General features: G+C 39.9%; 20 protein-coding genes. 16 read left to right on the top strand and 4 right to left on the bottom strand.

The genetic code is table 11. From position 1 onward, the window contains the following. Positions 1–497 precede the first annotated feature (497 nt). Positions 498–1,190: a tetratricopeptide repeat protein gene (locus AC07M3_RS16915; RefSeq protein WP_494567839.1), complete on the bottom strand. Its 693-nt coding sequence runs from the start codon at positions 1,188–1,190 to the stop codon at positions 498–500. Positions 1,191–1,451: 261 nt separating this feature from the next. On the opposite strand from AC07M3_RS16915, the gene AC07M3_RS16910 reads away from it, so the two are divergent. The 3 genes from AC07M3_RS16910 to AC07M3_RS16900 are packed head-to-tail and all read left to right on the top strand — an operon-like array spanning position 1,452 to position 5,451. Then, positions 1,452–4,238: a type VI secretion system Vgr family protein gene (locus AC07M3_RS16910; RefSeq protein ID WP_494567840.1), complete on the top strand. Its 2,787-nt coding sequence runs from the start codon at positions 1,452–1,454 to the stop codon at positions 4,236–4,238. Next, positions 4,228–4,965, top strand: a complete 738-nt coding sequence (locus AC07M3_RS16905; protein ID WP_494567841.1) for a hypothetical protein — start codon at positions 4,228–4,230, stop codon at positions 4,963–4,965. Before AC07M3_RS16910 ends, AC07M3_RS16905 begins: the two co-directional genes overlap by 11 nt. A gap of 9 nt (positions 4,966–4,974) precedes the next feature. Continuing rightward, on the top strand, positions 4,975–5,451 hold the full coding sequence (locus AC07M3_RS16900; protein ID WP_494567842.1) for a hypothetical protein: 477 nt from the start codon (positions 4,975–4,977) through the stop codon (positions 5,449–5,451). A gap of 63 nt (positions 5,452–5,514) precedes the next feature. Here AC07M3_RS16900 and AC07M3_RS16895 read toward each other — a convergent pair whose 3' ends face one another. After that, positions 5,515–6,216 (bottom strand): SDR family NAD(P)-dependent oxidoreductase, encoded by a 702-nt coding sequence (locus AC07M3_RS16895; RefSeq protein ID WP_494567843.1) that lies wholly within the window; start codon positions 6,214–6,216, stop codon positions 5,515–5,517. A gap of 251 nt (positions 6,217–6,467) precedes the next feature. On the opposite strand from AC07M3_RS16895, the gene AC07M3_RS16890 reads away from it, so the two are divergent. The 7 genes from AC07M3_RS16890 (at position 6,468) to AC07M3_RS16860 (ending at position 11,911) form a co-directional block, all read left to right on the top strand. Further along, the gene (locus AC07M3_RS16890; protein WP_494567844.1) at positions 6,468–7,052 is read left to right on the top strand and encodes a TetR/AcrR family transcriptional regulator; all 585 of its coding nucleotides are present in this window, start codon (positions 6,468–6,470) and stop codon (positions 7,050–7,052) included. Between the two features lie 198 nt (positions 7,053–7,250). Further along, positions 7,251–8,450, top strand: a complete 1,200-nt coding sequence (locus tag AC07M3_RS16885; RefSeq protein WP_494567845.1) for an MFS transporter — start codon at positions 7,251–7,253, stop codon at positions 8,448–8,450. Positions 8,451–8,937: 487 nt separating this feature from the next. After that, on the top strand, positions 8,938–9,441 hold the full coding sequence (locus tag AC07M3_RS16880; protein ID WP_151743782.1) for a DUF2867 domain-containing protein: 504 nt from the start codon (positions 8,938–8,940) through the stop codon (positions 9,439–9,441). Positions 9,442–9,521: 80 nt separating this feature from the next. Continuing rightward, on the top strand, positions 9,522–10,223 hold the full coding sequence (locus tag AC07M3_RS16875) for a DUF1003 domain-containing protein (protein ID WP_003655668.1): 702 nt from the start codon (positions 9,522–9,524) through the stop codon (positions 10,221–10,223). Positions 10,224–10,334: 111 nt separating this feature from the next. Next, positions 10,335–11,000, top strand: coding sequence for an RluA family pseudouridine synthase (locus AC07M3_RS16870; protein ID WP_494567865.1), 666 nt, complete (start codon positions 10,335–10,337; stop codon positions 10,998–11,000). Positions 11,001–11,128: 128 nt separating this feature from the next. Then, entirely contained in the window at positions 11,129–11,506 is a 378-nt protein-coding gene (locus tag AC07M3_RS16865) for a ribonuclease E inhibitor RraB (RefSeq protein WP_494567866.1), read from the top strand. A 27-nt stretch (positions 11,507–11,533) separates the two neighbouring features. After that, on the top strand, positions 11,534–11,911 hold the full coding sequence (locus tag AC07M3_RS16860; RefSeq protein ID WP_004640449.1) for a nuclear transport factor 2 family protein: 378 nt from the start codon (positions 11,534–11,536) through the stop codon (positions 11,909–11,911). A 43-nt stretch (positions 11,912–11,954) separates the two neighbouring features. On the opposite strand, the gene AC07M3_RS16855 is transcribed toward AC07M3_RS16860, so the two are convergent. Further along, positions 11,955–14,045, bottom strand: coding sequence for a TonB-dependent siderophore receptor (locus AC07M3_RS16855; RefSeq protein ID WP_494567846.1), 2,091 nt, complete (start codon positions 14,043–14,045; stop codon positions 11,955–11,957). 74 nt (positions 14,046–14,119) lie between these two features. Between AC07M3_RS16855 and AC07M3_RS16850 the strand changes: the two genes are divergently transcribed. Further along, complete coding sequence (locus tag AC07M3_RS16850) at positions 14,120–15,265, top strand: acetyltransferase domain-containing protein (RefSeq protein ID WP_494567847.1); 1,146 nt, start codon at positions 14,120–14,122, stop codon at positions 15,263–15,265. Positions 15,266–15,307: 42 nt separating this feature from the next. On the opposite strand, the gene AC07M3_RS16845 is transcribed toward AC07M3_RS16850, so the two are convergent. Further along, positions 15,308–15,775, bottom strand: a complete 468-nt coding sequence (locus AC07M3_RS16845; RefSeq protein WP_003655656.1) for an Lrp/AsnC ligand binding domain-containing protein — start codon at positions 15,773–15,775, stop codon at positions 15,308–15,310. A 136-nt stretch (positions 15,776–15,911) separates the two neighbouring features. Between AC07M3_RS16845 and AC07M3_RS16840 the strand changes: the two genes are divergently transcribed. The 5 genes from AC07M3_RS16840 to AC07M3_RS16820 all read left to right on the top strand — a co-directional run bounded on the left by AC07M3_RS16840 (position 15,912) and on the right by AC07M3_RS16820 (position 22,077). Then, on the top strand, positions 15,912–17,177 hold the full coding sequence (locus AC07M3_RS16840; RefSeq protein ID WP_494567848.1) for a D-amino acid dehydrogenase: 1,266 nt from the start codon (positions 15,912–15,914) through the stop codon (positions 17,175–17,177). A 20-nt stretch (positions 17,178–17,197) separates the two neighbouring features. Beyond that, complete coding sequence (alr, locus tag AC07M3_RS16835) at positions 17,198–18,301, top strand: alanine racemase (protein WP_494567849.1); 1,104 nt, start codon at positions 17,198–17,200, stop codon at positions 18,299–18,301. Positions 18,302–18,311: 10 nt separating this feature from the next. Beyond that, positions 18,312–18,671: a RidA family protein gene (locus AC07M3_RS16830; RefSeq protein WP_005037543.1), complete on the top strand. Its 360-nt coding sequence runs from the start codon at positions 18,312–18,314 to the stop codon at positions 18,669–18,671. A 162-nt stretch (positions 18,672–18,833) separates the two neighbouring features. Beyond that, the gene (locus AC07M3_RS16825) at positions 18,834–20,273 is read left to right on the top strand and encodes an amino acid permease (protein WP_494567850.1); all 1,440 of its coding nucleotides are present in this window, start codon (positions 18,834–18,836) and stop codon (positions 20,271–20,273) included. A 370-nt stretch (positions 20,274–20,643) separates the two neighbouring features. Further along, positions 20,644–22,077, top strand: coding sequence for an amino acid permease (locus AC07M3_RS16820; RefSeq protein ID WP_004640465.1), 1,434 nt, complete (start codon positions 20,644–20,646; stop codon positions 22,075–22,077). Positions 22,078–22,117 lie beyond the last annotated feature (40 nt).

Genomic DNA, 22,117 nt, shown 5'->3' with positions numbered 1-22,117 from the left:
TTTTAAATAAATAAAATGATTAAATTGGAGAGGGAATAAGTTTGAAAAGTATCATGGTCAACTCCTTAAAATTATGGAGTTCTACCACCAGATTACCGCGAATTAATTTATGGTGGTAGAACGAAAGGGGGTTGACAGACTGGACTCGTAGAACCAGCACGCACAGGGCGTCCCCCTCCCGTCCTACCGCAAAGAAAGGGGACGCAAGGGTCTAACGAATTATAGTAGAACTATAATCCGCTACGAGTTACGGTCTGTCAAAACCGTCTGGCAATGTAGGCCAGCAACGAGATAATAATCGGTGATTTTAATTACGTCAATTTAATATTTAAAATATTTTTTATTTAATAATAAATCTAAATTTATTCTTAAAATAATAGAATTAATGTTTATATTTAATTAGAAAAAATAAAGAATAAAATAGTTTGAGCATGTAATTTTATTAGTAATCGAGATTTATCATTTTATAAATAAAAATATTATAGGCGTGACCGACTTTATTCTAAACTTTTAAGAACTTCTTTGGCATCTACATCGCCTGCATCGGCAGCTTGCTGGAACCATTTCTTTGCCAGTTGCAGGTTTTTCGGCGTGCCTTCACCATTTAAATACATCTGGGCCAAGTTGTACTGGGCATCACTTTCGCCATGCTCGGCGGCTTTGTTGTACCACTTCAGTGTCTGCTCATCACTTTGGGTGACGCCGTGACCTTTTTTATAGAGCTGAGCTAAATTATATTCTGCGGGTGGATAGCCTTGCTCGGCAGCACGACTAAACCATTCAAACGCCTGCCCATAATTTTGCGCAATTCCTTCGCCCCTGTCATATAACACTCCTAAGTTATATTGCGCTTTAGCATGGCCTTTGGTCGCAGCTTTACTAAAGTAATCAAAGGCGTGCTTGGCATCTTTTTCGACGCCCGTGCCTGTGTAATACATCATTCCTAAACTATATTTTGCCCCCACGCTTCCATTTTGGTCAGCCGCAGTTAGCCATTTAAAAGCTTGCTCATAGTTTTTAACAACACCTTGTTCGCCACTTAAAAGCATCATACCCAAATGATATTGAGCAACGGGTTGCCCTTGTTCTGCACGATATTGAATATCGGCGACACTCGGTTCAGCAAATGCTGAAGAATGAAGTGAGAAAATTACGGTAAATATATAAAAAGCAGACTTTTTTATTTTCATATCTCATCCTGAATTTTATTAATTTGAATATTTATTTTCTTTAATATCTATTTGAATATAAAAGAAAAATGTTGAATATATCTGAGTGGTTTATAGAAATTTAAAATGATCTAATTTTACGGTTTAAATATCTATTTAATAAGAAGTTAACCTAAAACAGCATATTTAGACCAGTTACATTTTGAAAATGAGTATAGATAGACAGGTTAGTCTTTTTTTAATTAAAATGCGGCCTAAATATAAGTTTGATTGATAATAAAAATGCAGATGAGTGTGTCGAGTATATTGGAGCGTTTAGGCCTTGTTTCACAAAATCGCGCTGTTCATATCCAATTCTCAAATCAGTCTTTAAATCAGCAAGTCTTCTTACAACGTGTTGAAGGCGAACATACGCTCAATCAGGGCAGCGTTGCTGAGTTACTGTGTCTGTCGACAAACGCGCATATTGCATTAAAACAATTTATCGGCTGTCAGGTTGCCGTTGATCAGGTCACTGACATGGGCCAGTTTTTTAGAACCACAGGCATCATTACCGAAGCAAGCCAAGGCCAAAGCGACGGCTCACTCACCATTTATAATCTCACCTTAAAAGACCCAACTGCACTCTGGCATAAACGCCGTAATAGCCGTGTGTTTATGAATAAAAGCGTGCTAGATATTAGCGAAATTCTGTTTAAAGAATGGCAGGTTAAAAGCCCATTATTTGCTTCAAGCTTAACGCTCGACACGGCAGGCTTAACTAAAGACTACGATGTGCGTCCATTTGTGATGCAGTCAAACGAAAGCGATTATGACTTTTTAACTCGTCTGTGGCGTAGAGAAGGCATTAACTGGTTAGTCGATGAGTCGCAGCTTTTGGTCGCTGACCCGAATGCGTCCATTCAGCCACAAGTGCTACGTTTAATTGACGATAACCAACATTATCAGGCCCTTGAGCGCCGTAGCCTACGTTACCAACGCAGCAGTGCCACAGAACAGTTCGATACCATTACCCAAGTCAAAGCTGAGCGCCGTTTACAGCCGACATCGGTTCATGTGCAACGCTGGCAAGCCGACGCCTTACAACAAGAAGAAGGTAGCGGCAGTGTACAAGGCACCCAGCAGCACAGCGAACACTATGACAACGCTAGTTTGAACCTTGAAGATGCATGGCACGTCAGCCCAGCATGGATGCAGGACTTAAACGGTGAAGACCAAGCCACCGCTTCAGGCAATAGCCAGATCGAACAGCTGAACCAGCATATTAATGCTTACCATCACCTTAGCTCTAAACAGTTTACCGTTTCTGGTAATGTCCGTGATGCGCAGGTGGGTTACTGGTTTGAACTCAATGACCACCCTGAACTTGAGCGCCACTACAGTGCTGACAAAGAGTTTTTAATCTTAAGCAAGCACTACTATAACCAGAATAATTTACCGAAAGAATTACAGCAGCAACTTGAGCGCCTATTACCAAAAGACAAGCTCAAGGTAGCTCAGCTCGACAGCCAAAACCCTGAGCAGCGCCACTTTGCTGAGCTGAATGTTGTTCGACGTAACATTAAAGCTGTTCCTGAATATAACCCGCTAGAGCACCGACCAGCCGCTCACCCGCAGCGCGCTAAAGTGGTGGGATTAGAGGGTGAAAGCATTCATGTCGATCAGTGGGGACGTATTAAAGTCCGTTTCCTCTTTACCCGAGCTGACGACCATAGTCATGACGGAGGAGCGGGAAGTAACGACAATGACACCGACTCGGCTTGGGTCGACGTACTCACTCCATGGGCAGGCGTGGGTTATGGTGCGCGCTTCTTGCCACGTGTGGGTGAGATTGTGGTGATCGACTTCTTTGACGGCAACATTGACCGCCCATTTGTGGTGGGCCGCATTCACGAGGCTGAACGTCACCCAACCCAATTCGATCAGAAAGGCCAGTTACCTGACACCAAAAAACTCAGCGGCATTCGCTCCGAAGAAGTCGACGGTAAAGGATTTAACCAGCTACGTTTTGATGACACCACAGGGCAAATCAGTGCCCAGCTACAAAGTAGCCATGCGGCAAGCCAATTAAACTTGGGTAACTTAAGCCATCCAAAAGACAGCGCGACAAGCGATGGCCGTGGTGAAGGTTTTGAGCTAAGAACAGACCAATGGGGCGCGGTTCGAGCTGGCAGTGGTTTACTCGTTAGCACCCATAAACAGGACCAAGCTCAAGGCGTACACCTTGATGCAAACGAGGCCAAACAACAAATCGATGGTGGCCTCAACAATGCCAAGGCACTCAGTGAAGTAGCTAAAAACCAGCAAACTGACCCGTTAGAAAATTTAGAAAACCTAAAATCCTTTATTGAAAAACTTGAGCAGCAAGACAACGCAAAAGCCAAAACGTTTAAAGAGGCGATTATGCTGCTGGCGAGCCCAAATAGTATCGCGCTGAGCAGTAACGAAGACATTCACTTAAGCGCAGATGGCCAGATAAACCAAACTGCTGGAGACAGCATAAATCTGTCTACACAAAATAACCTGATCGCACATGCACAAAACAAGATTAGCCTTTTTGCAGCCCAAGAAGGCGCAAGACTATATGCAGGCAAAGGCAAAGTTGAGATACAAGCACAAGGCGATGGCGCAGATTTAATTGCCCGTAAAGCAGTTCAGATTATTTCAGCAGAAGACAAAATTGAAGCGACCGCAGCCAAAGAAATTGTGCTCACCGCAGGCGGCTCTCAAGTCAAAATTACTGGTTCGGGCATTTTTATGACTACAGGCGGGAAGTTTGAGGTGAAGGCTGGACAGCATTTGTTTATGGGGGGAGGGAGTGCGAATGCTAATGTTCCTGCGTTGCCTGACTTGCGAATGAAAACCGAGCATCGTAATTTCCAAGCTATAGATTCATCTAAAAATGAACCATTAGAAGGAATTCCTTATTCAATTTTGAATAAAAGAACAGGAATTAAATCCTATGGTTTTACTAATGAGAAAGGAATGACGAAAACCATAAAATCAGCTGAAAATGATGAATTAGTTGTTAATTGGTTCGAACAGGAAGATTTTATAAATGGGGAATAATTCAACAACAAGTACTACAACAAATACAGCTAATCCACCCACCCAGAAAGTTCCTTTGAAACCAGAAGCTGAGTTACATCTATTAGTAGGGAGTGCTTATGGAGAAGGAGATAAAGAGTCGCCTTATGGTCATACAGCTGTGTATATTAAATTGAAAGGTAAGGATTATATTTATGATTTTGGTAGATATGGAAAAATTAAGCCAGAAAGTTTTGGCCCTTTCACATTAAGTGGTTCTAGTAGCCCCAGAGGAGAAGGGGTGCTAAAGGTTTGGGATAATTATCAAGCTTATATTGCTGAGGAGAATAGCCAAGGAGCTGGGACTTCGAAAACTAGGACAACACACGCTTATGGTTATAGAATTTTTGATAGTCAGGCTATGCTTGTATTAAATTATTATAATACTTTGATGAAAACAGCTAAATCATATGTAAAAACAAAGTATTATACGCGTTATACACTTAATCAAGATTATTTTGCTTTAGGTCCTAACTGTACGACCCAAAGTCTAGATGCAACAAAAAAAGCAATTCCAAGTATGGCAAAATCTGGTTATAAATTTGTTAATGCTGATAAAGTATTACCAACTACTGCAAAGTTAGCATTTAAAGCAAGTAAATATGAAATGCCAAAATATTTATTCTTGCCAGATAATTTAAATGATTATTTAAAAGTCTCTCCAGATGTGAAAGTAAATATGAAAAATATTTATCATAGTGGGGAGTAGGATAATCTAATGAAGAAGAATTTGATAATAGGTGTGCTACTTTTATTTTTTTTCGTTCAATTATTTTTTAATATTTATTCATGGAGAACTATGAAAGTGGCTAAAATTCATGTTTTAGAAAAACCTTTAAAGATATATTCGTTTGAAGGTAAATATTCGAAAAATAGCACTTTGCCAGAATATTATATTTTGCCAGAAGGTACTGTTTTATATGATGATAGTGATTCTTTAAATCGAAGAGTTATGGTTTATTTCAATTTACAAGGTGTAGATTTTAAGTTTGAAGAGCAAGATCCTGATATTTTAAAGCAACCTAGTGAAGTCAGTGCTATAAGGTCGACGGAATTGCCTGATTTACTAAAAGAAATTCCTCTGAATAAAAAAGATATTTATTTAATTATTAAATATGATGACAGTATAAATGACTCCGTACGTTCTATTCTCTTTAAAAAATACAAAATTGATCCTTCAGAGTATGAAAAATAATTTTGCACCCAAAAAGTAGAACAAGCGTAATTGATTACGCTTGTTCTGTCCTAAGAAACAATTTTAAGCAGCTTGAATGGCTTCTCCACATAGAGAGACAGTTTCTTGCTTATGCTGGTGTAAGTACCAGAACTGTTCCGCAATGGTTTTTGGATGTACCGTGTAGCTTTTATCTTCTGTGCCTGGTGTTCCATCTACGAAACCGTTAACAATGACTTGGCTCACGTAAACATTTGAGTCAGCTAGACTATGAGCAAGTAAGTTGGTGGTTTTATATTGGGCGGCAGCAGTAATTGCTAATGATGAATATTCTTTGGCAACTAAATCTATTCCGACCGCATCGAACGCGAAAATTCCATTTGTCGATAAAATGCTGCCATGATTTTTTTCTAAATCACGTAGGCAAGCTTGTACCGTAGCAATATAGCTCGAAACGCGAATATGAAAGCTTTTGGTAAGCTCCAGTGGAGGGGTTTCTAATATGTTGCCTTCAATATCATGGGAAGCATTCCAATGAATATTTTTAATCTCTCCTAATTGATCTTTAATGCATTTAATAAGATTTGGTATGTTTTCAAGAACCGCTAAATCACATGTAAAAGCGTAAGCTTCAATACCATGTGTTTTAAGTTCTAAAATGGCCTTTTCGAGTTTTTCGGCATTTCGTGCCACTAACCCGATTTTATAGCCTTCTTTACCAAATTTATGTGCTACGGCTTTAGAAATACCTGTTCCATAACCAAAGATTATAATATTGTTGTTCATTATAAAGTTCCAAAAACCAATTATTTGGTTAGAAATAGTTTATAATATGTTTTTATAATGTATTCAAGCGAAAAAGTTATCTATAAAAAATAATACTGAAAGAGCAAAACAAAAAATCTTAAAAGCAGTAATGAGTAAGTTTGGTTTGAATGATCCAGATGGGACAACGATTGATAAAATAACTTTTAATTTGACTTCTCTATCTTCCTATCATAAATTAATTGGAACGATCGTTCCTGTTAAGTCTACTTATGCGAACAAAAGAATTTGAAATTGATGAAATTGCTGATGCAGCCATGCATGTTTTTTGGCGTCATGGATATGCAGCGACTTCAGTTCAAGACTTAGTCGATGGTACGGGATTATCTCGAAGTAGCCTTTACAGTACGTTTCAGAGTAAACAGGGGCTTTATCAAAAAGCATTACAACGCTATGAACTTTTAACTACGCTTAATAATGTGAAGTTGCTATCTGGTTCAGCCTCACCGAAAGAACTTATTCGGCAATTACTGATTAATGTGGTTGAAGATGAGCTAAATGATGAAGAACACAAAGGCTGTCTGGTCGCAAATGCGTGTTTAGAGTTGGCTGGTCATGATGCAGATGTCACTCAATTTGTTGTAAGTAATCTACAGAAAATACAGCATGCTTTAGAGAATTTATTAATTAAAGCTCAACAATCTGGTGAAATTGCTTCTACCCAAAACCCACGTGCATTGGCAAGTTTCTTTCTGAACACCATGCAAGGTTTACGTGTTTTAGGCAAAGGCAGCCCGCTTGAACGAAGAAAGCAAACTTTAATGGATGTGGTGGAGATTGCTTTAAACGTTTTATAAAACTCATTTAAACCTTAACTATTGTAGAGCTGGATAGTTAAGGTTTTTATTTAACTCCAACTGGAATGATCGTTCCTAAAATCTAATTTTTAGTACACATGGAGAACAAATGTCTTCCTATCCTAACGTTGTAAAACAAGTATATAGCTATGCAGAGCATAGTAAGTCCGCTGAAAAAGAGTTTGAGATTAAAACCTTATGAATATTAAGAGTGATGAAACATCTCATCAGTTAAGTGAAGAGTTCTCTGCTCAATTACCGATTTGGAAACTGTTGGCTTTTACTGTTGCAGGTTTTCTGACCATCATGACGGAAACCATGCCAGCAGGGCTTTTGCCCCAAATCAGCCAAGGGCTAAATATTTCAGAGGCATACGCAGGGCAGCTTATAGCAGTGTATGCCTTGGGCTCGGTTTTAGCGGCAATACCTCTGATTAGTCTTACTCGTAGTTGGAATCGGAGACCCTTATTACTCAGTGCTATTGCGGGTTTACTTTTATTTAATGCGATTACTGCCTTATCAAATGATTATATTTTGACTTTGATTGCTCGTTTCATTGCAGGTATGGCGGCGGGCGTTATATGGGGGCTTTTAGCGGGTTATGTAAGACGCATGGTCCCAGCATCGTATCAAGGTCGAGCTTTAGCAATTGCTGGGGTTGGGCAACCAATTGCTTTATCGATTGGTGTGCCTTTGGGTGCTTGGTTGGGAACGCTGTTTGAGTGGCGTGGCGTATTTTGGATCATGTCTTTACTGGCTTTGATTTTATTTGTCTGGATACGCTTTTGTATTACTGATTTTGCGGGACAGTCAGCACAAAAAAGGTGGCCCATTTTAAAAGTTCTTTTAATGCCGGGCATTAGAGCTGTTTTAGCAGTCGTCTTCCTTTGGATATTGGCTCATAGCATTCTTTATACTTATATTTCACCTTTCTTAGCTTCAACAGGGCAGGCATACAAAGTCGAGACGATACTTTTTGTATTCGGTATTTCTTCAATTGTAGGCATCTTGATTACAGGTGTGTTTATCGATCGATCATTAAGAAAAATAACGCTTTTAAGCTTATTTGTATTTGCTATCGCAACAATACTGTTAGGTGCTTACAGCTCTTCGAGTTTTGTAGTTATAACTGGCGTTGTGCTGTGGGGAGTAACTTTTGGGGGCGCTCCAACATTATTACAAACAGCTTTAGCAAATACTGCGGGTCATGAAGCAGATGTCGCACAGTCCATGTTGGTTACTATGTTTAACCTTGCTATTGCATGCGGTGGAATGGTTGGCGGTGGATTACTTGAAAGCTTTGGTGCAGCTTCTTTTCCATGGATTATGCTGGTGTTTGCTCTCATCGCGTTATGCACCGTTTGCAATGCTCGTAAGCATGGTTTTATATCTTCATAAAAGATTTTTGCCCTTCATGACTGAAGAAGTGAAGGGTAATTTAATTTTTTATATTCTGATGTACTGTCCCAAAATAGTTAATGACTTGGTAAAATAAACCGTAAAATACAAATAAAGTGGAATTTAAATTTAACTAATTATACTGAAATGGTAATAAATTCTTTTTAATTTGCTTAATGGCGTAAAAATTCCCAAAAATATTTAAAATTAGCTGTTCTTAGAAAAACAATCCCGCAGGGTGCTGGCTAAACTATATCTCAAGGGTGTGATAGGGATCGAAAAGAGTAGCATGCACCAAAACGTATAACGTTAGTGTGTACTCACCCAAAAGGTCTCGATTCGGCTTAGGACGCTATAGATCAAAAGTTTATAGGCATAAGGTTCTAACTTACAAAGTTATAATTGTTGAAGTAAACCATAGATGTTTTCCCTTGACACCCTAAAAAATTCTCTATAATAAAAACGATACTTCACAAGAATATAATTTATGAATAAGCCTTATCTTTCTGCCTTGCCGCATGACAGCCAAATCTCATCTCAATTGAACAATGCTTACTTCCACGATTCGTGGAGTATTGTGCTTGGCCAACCAGACCTTAATGTATTTGGGCAGCTTATTAAACTGTTCCATCACACGCCTCAATGGATAGAATGGAGTATGAATTTACGTAATAAAATTACTTCAAAGATTGGGCTTAAAGATTTAGGAAGTTTTAAGCAAATTGATGCGCATAAAAAAGAAAATGAATATGTAGCTGGTGACCGGATTGGAATTTTTACCTTGTTACAGCGTACCGAAAATGAGTTAGTGGTTGGCGATGACGATAAACATTTAAATGTGACTTTATCTATTTATAAGAATGAAAAGACTCAAGTACTGACCATAACCACAGTAGTGCATATTAAAAATTTGCTTGGACGACTCTACATGGTGCCAGTGATTCCTGCCCACCGAAAAATAGTACCAGCCACTTTACAGATATTGGGTTAGAGTACTATTTTTATTTACGATGTTATCTGTTGAAATCGTTTATATAATATCCTTATTATTATAATTGCGAGCTGAATAAAATGGACAATAAAAACCAGTGTCGCCAATGCGCCGTTTGTGGAAAGAGCTTTCCCTTAAAAGATCTGGTCTCTGGTGAAGTCATTCGAGATGTCATTGGTGAAGAAATCTTGAAAGATTATCCGGATTGGTCTTTTTCAACCTTTATTTGTCGTGCTGATTTGGCAGACTACCGTATTAAATATGTGCAATCACTATTGCGTTCAGAAAAAGGCGAGTTAACAACTTTAGAAAATGAAGTGATTGGCAGTATGCAACGGCATGAGCTGATTAGTCGAAATACAGAGACAGAGTTCGATCAAAATTGGACTTTGGGTGAAAAACTAGCAGATAAAATAGCCTCTTTTGGCGGAAGTTGGGTCTTTTTAACTTGTTTTGGACTATTTTTAGTGGCTTGGATCATTTTAAATACTGTAGTGATGGTTGTGCATCCAGTTGATCCTTATCCATTTATTTTGCTTAATCTGGTCTTGTCATGTTTAGCTGCAATTCAGGCACCTGTCATTATGATGAGTCAAAATCGACAAGAGGTAAAAGATCGGTTACGTGCTCAACATGACTATCAAATTAATTTAAAAGCTGAGCTTGAAATTAGACATTTACATGAAAAAATGGATCATCTTTTATCGCATCAATGGGAAAGACTTGCGCATATTCAAGAAATTCAGCTCGATCTTTTATCTGAAATGAATAAAAAACGGTAAAAATTGAATCTGAGTTTCACGTGGAACATGATGAGCTGTATAGAATATTTTGCGATAAATTTGAAATTTCTTTATGATCTGCCGCCATGCTCCCTTGCTGTTTCTACGACAATGCCTTTAAACGACCACTTTGTTTATGCTCCGCCACAAGATCCGCTTTCAATCCTATTTGAAGATGACGATCTGGTCGTGGTTGATAAGCCAGCGGGTCTATTGTCGGTTATGGGGCGGTTGCCTGAACATCATGATAGTGCCTATTTACGGGTGCTTGAAAAGTTCCCTTTAGCCAAAGTGACTCATCGTTTAGATATGGCAACTTCGGGTTTGCTTATGTTTGCCAAGCATCGTGATGCAGAAGTTGCGGTGAGTAAAATGTTTCAGGCTAGAACGGTCAAAAAGCATTATATTGCTTTGGTACAAGGGCAATTGAAACAAGAGGGGAGTGTCGAGGTTCCGCTCATTACTGATTGGGAAAATCGCCCGAGACAAATTGTGCATTTTGAGTTGGGCAAACATGCTAAAACTTTATATCAGCCTCTCTCATATTGTACTGAAACAGATCAAAGCCGCGTTTTATTAGAGCCAGTGACAGGGCGTTCGCATCAGCTACGTGTACACATGATGCATATTGGACATCCGATTATGGGTGACAAGTTATATCACCCTGAACCTAAACAATTTCACTTAAACCGTATGGCGTTACATGCAGCATATCTCGCTTTTCAGCATCCATTAAATGGAACAGATGTGGTGATTGAATCGAAGGTGCCTTTTTAAAATTTATATAATTAAAAAAATTAATTTGATGCAATTGGGAACGGAATATATACCCAAACTGCAATAAAAGTCGGGTATTCTTAATGCCGAATAATATTAATACGGCAACAACAACAAGGGATCATATTATGACTCGTGATTACGAACAATTTCCAGATGACGATAACGGCAATGTACTTTGGCAAATGGCTGAAGACGGGGATGATTTAACTGATCTGCATGAAATTGAATTTTCTATTGCTTTTCAAGATCAGAAAAATGCAGAGCAATGTTCACTCTATTTACTGTACCAAGAACAAAAGGTTTCACTCTTTCAAGATGATTCTGTTGAGCCAAATGAATGGGTGATTACGGTCTTTGTTAACATGGAACCAGAGTATTCAGATATTGTTGATTTGGAACAATGGTTTACCAGCATCGCTGAAAAATTTCAGGGCGAATATGATGGATGGGGGTGCATGGCCTATGTCTTTGATGAGGATGAAGAAGATGACCTGTTGCAGTAAGGTCTAAAATAACGGGTAGGAGATAACATGAACTTATCTCAAAAACAAATTGCTGTACGGTTTTTAGAGCTTGCCGCTGCTGGTGAAGTCGATGAAGCCTACAGCAATTATACTGCTCCAAACTTCAAGCATCACAACCCTTATTATGCAGGTGATGCGACTTCTTTAAAGGAAGGAATGCGTGAAAGCGCGGCTGAAACGCCGAACAAAGTCTTTGAAGTTCAACATGTCATTGAAGATGGTGATTTAGTCGCTGTGCATTCTAAACTTGAAATGCAAATGAACGGGTTAACAACCTTGGCAGTGGTTCACATTTGTCGTTTTGAAAATGGAAAAATTGCTGAGTTTTGGGACATTGGGCAAATACAGCCTGACCCACTCGTCAATGAAAACGGTATGTTCTAGTGAAAAGCCCGAAAATTTTCGGGCTTTTTCAATTGTGGATGAATTAAAATTTCCACTGTGCCGAAATTGAGGCATTGAGTGAATCACCTGGTTGAACCCACAAATCACTATAGCTTGAGACATAGTAAGTTTTATCAAATATGTTGTTCACATTAAGCTGATAACGTAAGCGGTCAGATGGAGCATAGTAGCCATTTAAATTCACCAGCATATAACTCGGCAAATTAAAGCCATTATCAAGGTTATGACCACTGCGCTCACCGACATAGGTGAGGTTGGCACCTACACCTGCCTTTTTCGTGCCTTCTTGCAGAAACTCATAATTGGTGCTGATTGAACCTTGGTGTTTTGGAACATTACTCAGACGCGCACCCTTAGCTAGGTCTTGGTCTTTTTCAATTTGAGCATCGGTATAACTATAATTGGCATTGACGAGCCAGCGGTCATTGATCTGGCTATTGAAGTCAAATTCAATCCCTTTACTGCTAACTTCACCTGCTGCGGTTTGAAAGTTGTTGTCGATCGGGTCTGTCGTCAGCACATTCTGTTTTTTCATTTTAAATAGAGCAAGGCTAAGCACGCTGTGATCGTTTATTTTATATTTGGTGCCAACCTCATAGCTTTCACCTTTTTCAGGAGCAAAGGTTTGACCATTTCGGTTCATACCACTATTCATCGCAAATGAGCGACCATAGTTTGTATAAAAAGCCCATTGGTCAGAGGCTTTAAAATTTACTCCGAAACGCGGACTATTTTGATGAAGTGTCTGGTTACTTTCGGTCTGAGTCAGGTGATTTTTAAAGTCTTGTTCGACCTGATCAAAACGGTTGCCGAAAAGCACACTCCATTGATCATTAAAAAAGATTTGATCTTGTACATTCAGAGCAAAGTAACGTTGCTGTTCTTTGGTGTTGGTGAACGGTGCTAAATCTGGTAAATATTTCCCATATTCAGGTTGGTAAATATCAATTGTATTTGGCATGCCTGAGCTGTGGTTACGACGAAGTTGATATTGTTGATAATCGAGTTGACCAAGCTCAGTTGAAAGTAAAATTTCATGTCGAGCCCAAGATGTATCAATTTTGCCGAGTAACTCTGTTTGAGCCAGCACGTCTTCACTTTGATAATCACGATAGCGGCGTTGACGTTCTAAAGTACGACCATCGGCTTGTAGGCGTCGTGGTTCGGTCGAAAAGCCGACCATTTGAGCATCTTTATAACTGACGGCACTATTAAGTTTCCAGTCAGAGTTAAATTCATGACTAAGACGTAACTGGTAAAAGTAATCTTTTACTTTCATATCGCCGTCATCAGGTTCACCCGTAAAGGTTTTCGGGTCCATCACAAACTGGTGATTGACTGTGCTTACACCACGGTCAAAGGTCCCTTTGTGCTCTGTAAATTCACTGTCAAAGTCGAGTTGAGTCTGGTCTGAAATTTTCCATGTGAACTGCGGCGAAAAGAACCAGCGCTCACTACTAACATGATCACGGAAGCTTTGATTATCTTCATGAGCAACTGCTAAACGATAGGCCAGTTCATTGTTAATCGGCGCAGTGTGTTCTAGACTCATTCGATATTGTTCTTGGCTATTTGCGCGTAAGTTAATTTCACTTTCGCTTTCCCACTGTGGTTTTTTACTATTTAGATTGAGCAAACCACCTGTTTCTCCACGTCCGTAGAGGGCAGCCATTGGTCCTTTTAAAAACTCTAAAGAGTCAATATTTACGATGTCTTTGGGAGCACTAATACCTCGGTTTACACTCAAACCATTACGGATCATGGTTGCCCCTAAGTTTGGATCACCACTAAAACCTCGGAAAGAGTAATTATCCCAAAAACCACCACCATAATTATTCTGATGAAAAACCCCACTCACTAAAGTTAATGCATCATCAATCCGTTGAACGTCTTGTTGCTCCATCACCTGCTTAGAAACAAAAGCACGATTGAAAGGGACATCTAAAACATCATGAGAAAATTTAGTCGCTGAACTATTTTGACTTACATCTTCTTGGGTAGTTTCAGCCTGAACGCGTATGGTCTCAAGTACCGTTGACGTTTCTTCTCCCCAACTGAGTGTCGATATAAACGATAGACCTAAGGAAGACAACAAACCTAATTTGTGTTGCATAAATGAGCAGCCATGAAAGACAAAAGGGATTAAATGTAATAATATAACGTTACATTATTTTATTGATTATCGCTATGTCTTTAGAAAAAAATATTGAGCGTTTACAGTCGATTGATGCCTTACGTGGCTTGGTCATCTTGATTATGTTGCTCGACCATGTGAGAGAAACTTTCTATTTGCATAAGCAGGTCATAGATCCAATGGATGTAACAGTGACTGAGCCTGCATTATTTGGTAGTCGGTTATTGGCACATATTTGTGCTCCGGTTTTTGTTCTTTTAACAGGTATTTCGGCTTTTTTATTTCATTCAAAAAAACAGGATTTACAGCAAACCCGTGCGTTTTTATTGAAGCGCGGTCTATTTTTAATTGTGTTAGAGCTGACATTGGTGAACTTTGCTTGGACAGCAACTTTTCCACCAGAAGTCATTTACTTACAGGTGATATGGGCGATTGGTATTAGCATGGTGGTGTTGGCTGGTTGTGTGAGTTTGCCTTTACCTGTTCTTACTGGTGCAGCTTTAGTGATTATTTTTGGGCATAACTTATTAGATTCTGTGCATTTTACAAACGGTTTTTTACAGAATATATGGTTCGTTTTACACGAGCGTGGCTGGATTGAGTTTGTAGGTATAAAGCTCAGAACAAGCTATCCTGTTTTGCCTTGGATTGGTGTTATTTTGCTGGGGTATGTTTTAGGCCAATTCTTTAGTTCAAAATATACTGCAAAACAAAGAAGCCGCTATTTATTGAGTATCGGTCTGGCAAGTATTGGATTCTTCATTTTACTTCGTTTTATGAATATCTATGGTGACCAGCCGTGGCAGCATTTTGAGTCACTACAACTGACGTTAATGAGCTTTTTTAATCTCACAAAATATCCACCATCTTTACTGTTTATTTTGCTGAATGTTGGAATCGGTTTAATCGTGCTGATTACTTTTGAACGTATGCAGCAATATTCATTTTTAAAACCATTGGTGATGTTTGGCTCGGTGCCTATGTTCTTTTATTTACTGCATTTATATGTGTTGAAACTGATGTATGTATTTGCAATAAGTATGTGGGGAGCCAACTACGGCAATTATTTATCGGTTAATCATGTATGGATGCTGTGGTTAATTACGATTGTGCTGTCTTTTGCACTCTATCCAGCGGTTAAGTGGTTCTCGAAGTTTAAGCATCAAAATAAACATATTTCGATTTTAAAATATTTCTAATATTCAAAATATGGGTAAAGCGAGTTCAATAGTGGCCTCGCTTTACTTACTCACATCTAGATATAGAGTTTCTTTGACTTCTTCCATGACCACATAACTATGTGAAGATGCCGAAGCGGGGAGTTTCTTTAACAGATCTCCTAACAAGCGGCGGTAGGCACTCATTTCTTTTAATCGGGCTTTTACAAGATAGTCAAACTCACCTGAAATGAGGTGACATTCGAGTACTTCAGGAATCTCGACTAAGTCTCTGGCAACCTGATCAAATACATCGCCAGATTTGGCTGATAGTTTAATTTCTAAAAAAACGAGCAGATTACGGTCTACATAAGCTGGATTTAGTCGTGCGAAGTAACCCATGATGATGCCATCGCGTTCAAGTCGTTTGACACGCTCTGAACAGGGGGTGGTCGACAGGTTGACTCTCGATGCCAATTCACTAATCGCAATTCGTCCTTCACGCTGCAAAATATCCAGAATCATGCGATCTATACGATCTAAGGGGCGCATAGATATTTCCTCTTTTTTTAAAATTCTTGTGATAAAAACATAAATTTACCTAGATTATAGCCTTAAAAACAGTGAAATAAACTATTGGGGCGGAAATATACTAGTGAAATAAACTGGTGTGCGTGAGGGAATAGAAATGCGCGTAATTGTATTAGGTAGCGGCGTTATCGGAGTGGCAAGTGCCTATTATCTAGCTCAACAAGGAGCTGAGGTCACTGTTCTTGATCGACAGTCAGGTCCTGCTGAAGAAACAAGTTTTGGTAATGCAGGTCAAATTTCGCCAGGGTATTCAACCCCTTGGGCAGCACCAGGAATTCCTTTTAAAGCTGTGAAGTGGATGTTCCAGCACCACGCACCGCTTGCTATTAATTTAGATGGCAGCATGTGGCAGTTACAGTGGATGGCGCAAATGCTGAAAAACTGTAATCCACAAAGTTATGCTGTGAACAAAGAACGTATGATGCGTGTGGCTGAATACAGCCGTGACTGCTTACGTGAATTAAGAAAAGATACAGGTATTAATTACGAAAACCGTGCGAAAGGCACTTTGCAGTTATTCCGTAAAGAAGCGCAAATGGAAGCGGTTCAACGCGACATTAGCGTGCTACAAGAATGCGGCGTAAGTTACGAATTATTAAATGGCAACGAACTTGGCCGTGTAGAGCCAGCTTTAGCAAATACCCAAGATAAACTGGTTGGTGGTTTACATTTACCAAATGATGAGACAGGCGACTGTTATTTATTTACTAATGCTTTAGCTCAAATTGCCAAAGAATTGGGTGTTAATTTTCAGTTTAATCAGAACGTAGAAAAATTGATTGTTGAAGGCGATCAAATTAAGGGCGTTCAGGTCAATGGCAAAGTCTTAACCGCAGATCGTTATGTTCTAGCATTTGGTAGTTATTCACGTGATTTCTTGAAACCACTCGATTTACAGTTGCCTGTATATCCTGTGAAAGGTTACTCATTGACGATTCCAATTATTGACCCTGCTTTTGCTCCGCAATCTACTGTGCTTGATGAAACCTACAAAATTGCAATTACCCGTTTTGACCAACGTATTCGTGTAGGTGGAATGGCTGAGTTAAGTGGTTTCAATTTAGGTCTTAACGACGACCGCCGTGCAACCTTGCAAATGGTGACTCAGGACTTGTTCCCGGGCGGTGATATGGCACAGGCATCTTTCTGGACTGGTTTACGTCCAATGACGCCAGACAGTACCCCAATTATTGGTGCGACTCGCTTTAAAAATCTGTTCTTGAATACAGGTCATGGGACTCTAGGCTGGACGATGGCATGTGGTTCAGGAAAATTAATCAGCGACATCGTCTTGAATCATAAGACTGAAATCAGTACTGATGGTCTTTCAATTCAGCGCTATTCTCATGCGCATGCTGCGTAACGGACTTTAGGAAATAAATCATGCCTCGTCCTATTACCGCAGTCATCCACCGTCAAGCCTTACAAAACAACTTGGCAGTGGTACGCAAGGCTATGCCAAACAGTAAGGTCTTTGCCGTTGTAAAAGCCAATGCTTATGGACATGGAATTGAACGTGTCTATGAAGCATTTAAAGCAGCAGATGGCTTTGCCTTACTTGATCTTGATGAAGCAAAACGAATTCGTGCTCTAGGTTGGACAGGTCCAATTCTTTTACTCGAAGGAATTTTTTCTCCTCAAGATTTATTTGATTGTGTGCAGTATCAGCTTAGTTTCACCATTCATAGTGAAGAGCAGATTGAGTGGGTTCAAAAGCATCCTTATCCGGCACAATTTGATGTTTGCCTAAAAATGAACAGTGGCATGAACCGTCTTGGTTTTAAACCACAGCACTATGTTCAGGTATGGGAACGTTTAAATAATTTAGCAAACGTCTCCAAGATTACGCACATGATGCATTTTTCAGATGCAGATGGCGATCGTTTTGGCCAGCAAGGTATTGATTATCAAATCAGTGCATTTGAAGACATTATTAAAGATTTACCGGGTGAAAGGTCGGTAAGTAATAGTGCTGCGATTCTGCGTTATCAAGACCAGCTCAAATCAGATTATGCACGTAGCGGCATCATGCTCTATGGCAGCTCGCCTGACTATCCAACGCATAGTATTGTCGATTGGGGCTTACAACCGACCATGAGCTTACGCAGTGAAATTATTTCCGTTCAGCGTTTAGAGCCGAATGAAAGCGTAGGTTATGGCTCAAACTTTGTCGCAGAGCAGCCCATGACGATTGGGATTGTCGCTTGCGGATATGCCGATGGTTATCAGCGTATTTCACCAACAGGTACTCCGGTTTTAGTGGACTCGGTACGTACTCGTACAATCGGCCGCGTCAGCATGGATATGTTGGCAGTCGATTTAACGGGTATTGAAGATGCCAAAGTTGGCAGCGAAGTAGTGCTTTGGGGACAATCAAGTACAGGCGTTATTTTGCCTATTGATGATGTCGCAGTTTCATCCGGTACGGTGGGGTATGAACTGATGTGTGCCGTCACCGCCCGTGTTCAATTTATTAATCAGGTATAAGGAAATCCGAATGTCTAATTCAGATATACAAAAGATTAACACTAACGAAGTCATGAGCGCCGTGACTGTTTTTAACAAAGTGGTTTATTTGTCAGGTCAGGTACCTAAAAATACCGAGCAAGACGTGGCAGGCCAAACTCGTGAAATTCTTGCAACGATTGATGAACTTTTGGCGCTTGCCGATACCGACAAATCTCGCTTGCTCTCTGCGCAGCTCTATTTAAAAAATCTTTCTGACTTCTCAACCGTAAATGCGATTTGGGTTGATTGGTTAAAAGGGTGTGTTGCTCCATCGCGTGCCACAATTCAGGCCGATTTGGTTAATCCAGACTGGCTCATTGAAATTGCCGTGACGGCAGCACAAAAGTAATTCGTTTTTACTCCAAAAATGATGATGTATCTAACAGAAGGAAGATAGATACGGTTTAACCAGTCATTTTTTGGTGAACAGATTCAGTGACCTATGGTATACGGTTCGATTTTCGCCATAGGTTGCTGATCTTAACAAAGGAATTAAAAAAGGAATTTTCATATGACAACGGCTCGTCATTCAGATACGGAAACTTCTCCTGATCATCTGCAACGAAAACTGTCTAACCGTCATTTACAACTGATTGCAATTGGCGGTGCAATAGGAACCGGCCTATTTATGGGCTCGGGTAAAACCATCTCCCTCGCAGGTCCTTCAATCCTTTTGATCTATATGATCATTGGAGGAATGTTCTTTTTCTTAATGCGTGCAATGGGCGAGTTGCTCCTTGCAAATCTGCATTACAAATCTTTTGTGGATATGGCTCATGACCTGATTGGTCCTTGGGCTGGTTATTATTTGGGCTGGACCTATTGGTTAGGTTGGGTGCTGGTGGGTATTGCGGACCTTTCAGCGGTCATCAACTATTTAGGTTTCTGGCTGCCCGATGGCGCGAGCTTCTCTCCAACTCAACAAGCCATGATTAGTGCAGGCTGTGTGTTGTTTGTGATGGGTCTTAACCTTCTGACAGTACGTTTATTTGGTGAAATCGAATTCTGGTTTGCACTCATCAAGATTTTGGCCATTATTGGTCTAATTGGCGTGGGTGGTTACATGATTTTCAGCCATTTCCAAGCTCCGCAAGGTGCTGTAGCAAGCATGAGTAATGTTTGGTCGCATGGCGGTTTATTCCCCAAAGGTACTGAAGGCTTCTTGGCTGGTTTCCAGATTGCCGTGTTTGCTTTTGTCGGGGTTGAACTTGTAGGTACAACGGCTGCTGAAACGAAAGATCCAGAGAAGAATTTACCAAAAGCAATTAACGCGATTCCGATACGTATTATTTTGTTCTATGTGTTGGCGCTCTTTATTGTGATGTCAGTAACACCATGGGATCACATCCGTGCAGATAAAAGCCCGTTTGTTGAGTTATTCTTAAATGCGGGTATTCCGGTTTCTGCCATCATTATGAACTTGGTGGTGCTGTCTTCGGTGATGTCTTCAATGAACAGCGGTGTGTTTTCAACCAGTCGTATGCTGTTCGGCTTATCAAAAGATGGTCAGGCACCGGGTGCATTTGGCCGTTTATCAAAACGTGCAGTACCTTCAAATGGTTTGATTTTCTCTTGTATTTTCATTATGGGCGGAGCAGTACTTCAGTACTTTGTTCCAAACACAATGGAAGCATTTACCTTGGCAAGTTCACTCTGTGTGATTCTATTCATTAGTGTGTGGAGTCTCATCATGGTGTGCTATTTACGCTATCGTAAATTACGTCCAGAGTTACATGAAAAATCAACTTTTAAAATGCCGGGCGGTGTTTGGATGAGCTATATAGTTCTGGCATTTATGCTTTTCACTTTGGTGATCTTGGCATTAGAACCAGATACTTTAAAAGCACTATATGTCAGTCCAGTATGGTTGGTTATTTTAGGCGTCACTTATCATGTGCTCTATAAACCACGTATGAAAAAACTAGGACGTGAACTCGTCAATGATCATTAAGTTTTAATAAAAAGCCAATCAATCATGATTGGCTTTTTTTATTTTCTTTCGATTTTTTATCGGAATAATATTGTTTATTTTTGAGTCAATGATGCGATTTTGAGGGTATTGGAAAAGTACATATAGCATTATCGCATGCTACACTCCGGCTAATCTGGAGAATCCAGATATGTTAATTAAAATTGCCGTGAAGGCATTACATAAATAATGTGACTTAAAAAAAACAGGACAAACGATTTATCAATTAAGGAAAAATATACTTGAACATCTTGTCCTGAGGTATAGACTCAGCAACCCACGATATACGGTTCGTTTTTCTCCCTATAGGTTGCTGATTTAAGTTAAGCAAAATATAAAAAGGACTTCTAATATGACAATGGTTCATCATTCAGATGAGGCAAGCTCCCCTGATCATTTACAACGGAAATTAAATAATCGCCATCTACAAATGATTGCAATTGGCGGTGCAATTGGAACCGGCTTATTTATGGGCTCGGGCAAAACCATCTCCCTCGCTGGTCCTTCAATTCTCGTGATTTACATGTTAATTGGTGGCATGTTCTTTTTTCTGATGCGCGCATTGGGTGAACTACTGCTTGCCAACTTACATTACAAATCATTTGTTGATATGGCATATGACTTAATCGGCCCATGGGCTGGCTACTATATAGGCTGGACCTATTGGTTAGGTTGGGTGTTAGTGGGTATAGCCGATCTTTCTGCCGTCATTAACTATTTAAGTTTCTGGCTGCCCGAAGGTGCCAGTTTCTCACCAATGCAACAGGCCATGATTAGTGCAGGCTGTGTACTATTCATTTTAGGGCTTAACCTTCTTACGGTGAAGTTGTTTGGTGAAGTTGAATTCTGGTTCGCACTCATTAAGATTTTGGCCATTATTGGCCTGGTTGGAGTCGGTGGTTACATGATCCTCACTCATTTTCAAGCTCCACATGGCGAGGTTGTGAGTGTAAGTAATGTGTGGTCGCATGGCGGTATATTTCCAAAAGGCGTAAGTGGATTTTTGGCAGGTTTCCAGATTGCCGTGTTTGCCTTTATTGGCGTTGAATTGATTGGTACAACAGCCGCTGAAACTAAAGATCCAGAGAAAAATCTACCGAAAGCGATTAACGCGATTCCAATTCGTATTATTTTATTCTATGTGTTAGCACTCTTTGTGGTGATGTCAGTAACACCTTGGGATCACATTCGCGCAGATAAAAGCCCGTTTGTTGAGTTGTTCTTAAATGCCGGTATTCCAGTTTCTGCCATCATCATGAACTTGGTGGTGCTATCTTCGGTGATGTCCTCTATGAACAGCGGTGTGTTTTCAACCAGTCGTATGCTGTTCGGTTTATCGAAAGATGGTCAGGCGCCAAGTGCATTGGGGCGTTTATCAAAACGTGCCGTACCTTCAAATGGTTTAATCTTCTCATGTATTTTCATTATGGGTGGGGCAGTGTTGCAGTACTTTGTTCCAAACACGATGGAAGCATTTACTTTGGCAAGTTCACTCTGTGTGATTCTCTTTATTAGCGTATGGCTTCTGATCATGGCATGCTATTTACGTTACCGTAAGTTGAGTCCAGAGTTACATGCTAAATCGACCTTTAAAATGCCGGGCGGGGTATTGATGGCGTATGTTGTCATTGCATTTTTCTTGTTCACTTTAGTGATTTTGGCATTAGAACCAGATACCTTAAAAGCGGTATATGTTAGTCCATTATGGTTAGTGGTTTTAGGCGTTAGCTATCATGTGTTTTATAAACCACGCATGAAAAAACTAGGCCAAGAAACTTTTGATTAATGATTAATAATTTCAAAAAAGCCAATCAATCATGATTGGC

The organism is Acinetobacter sp. GW821-FHT09D10 (genome assembly GCF_059416285.1).
The sequence above is the reverse complement of the archived record's forward strand: the minus strand, read 5'-3'. Positions and strand labels throughout refer to the sequence as shown.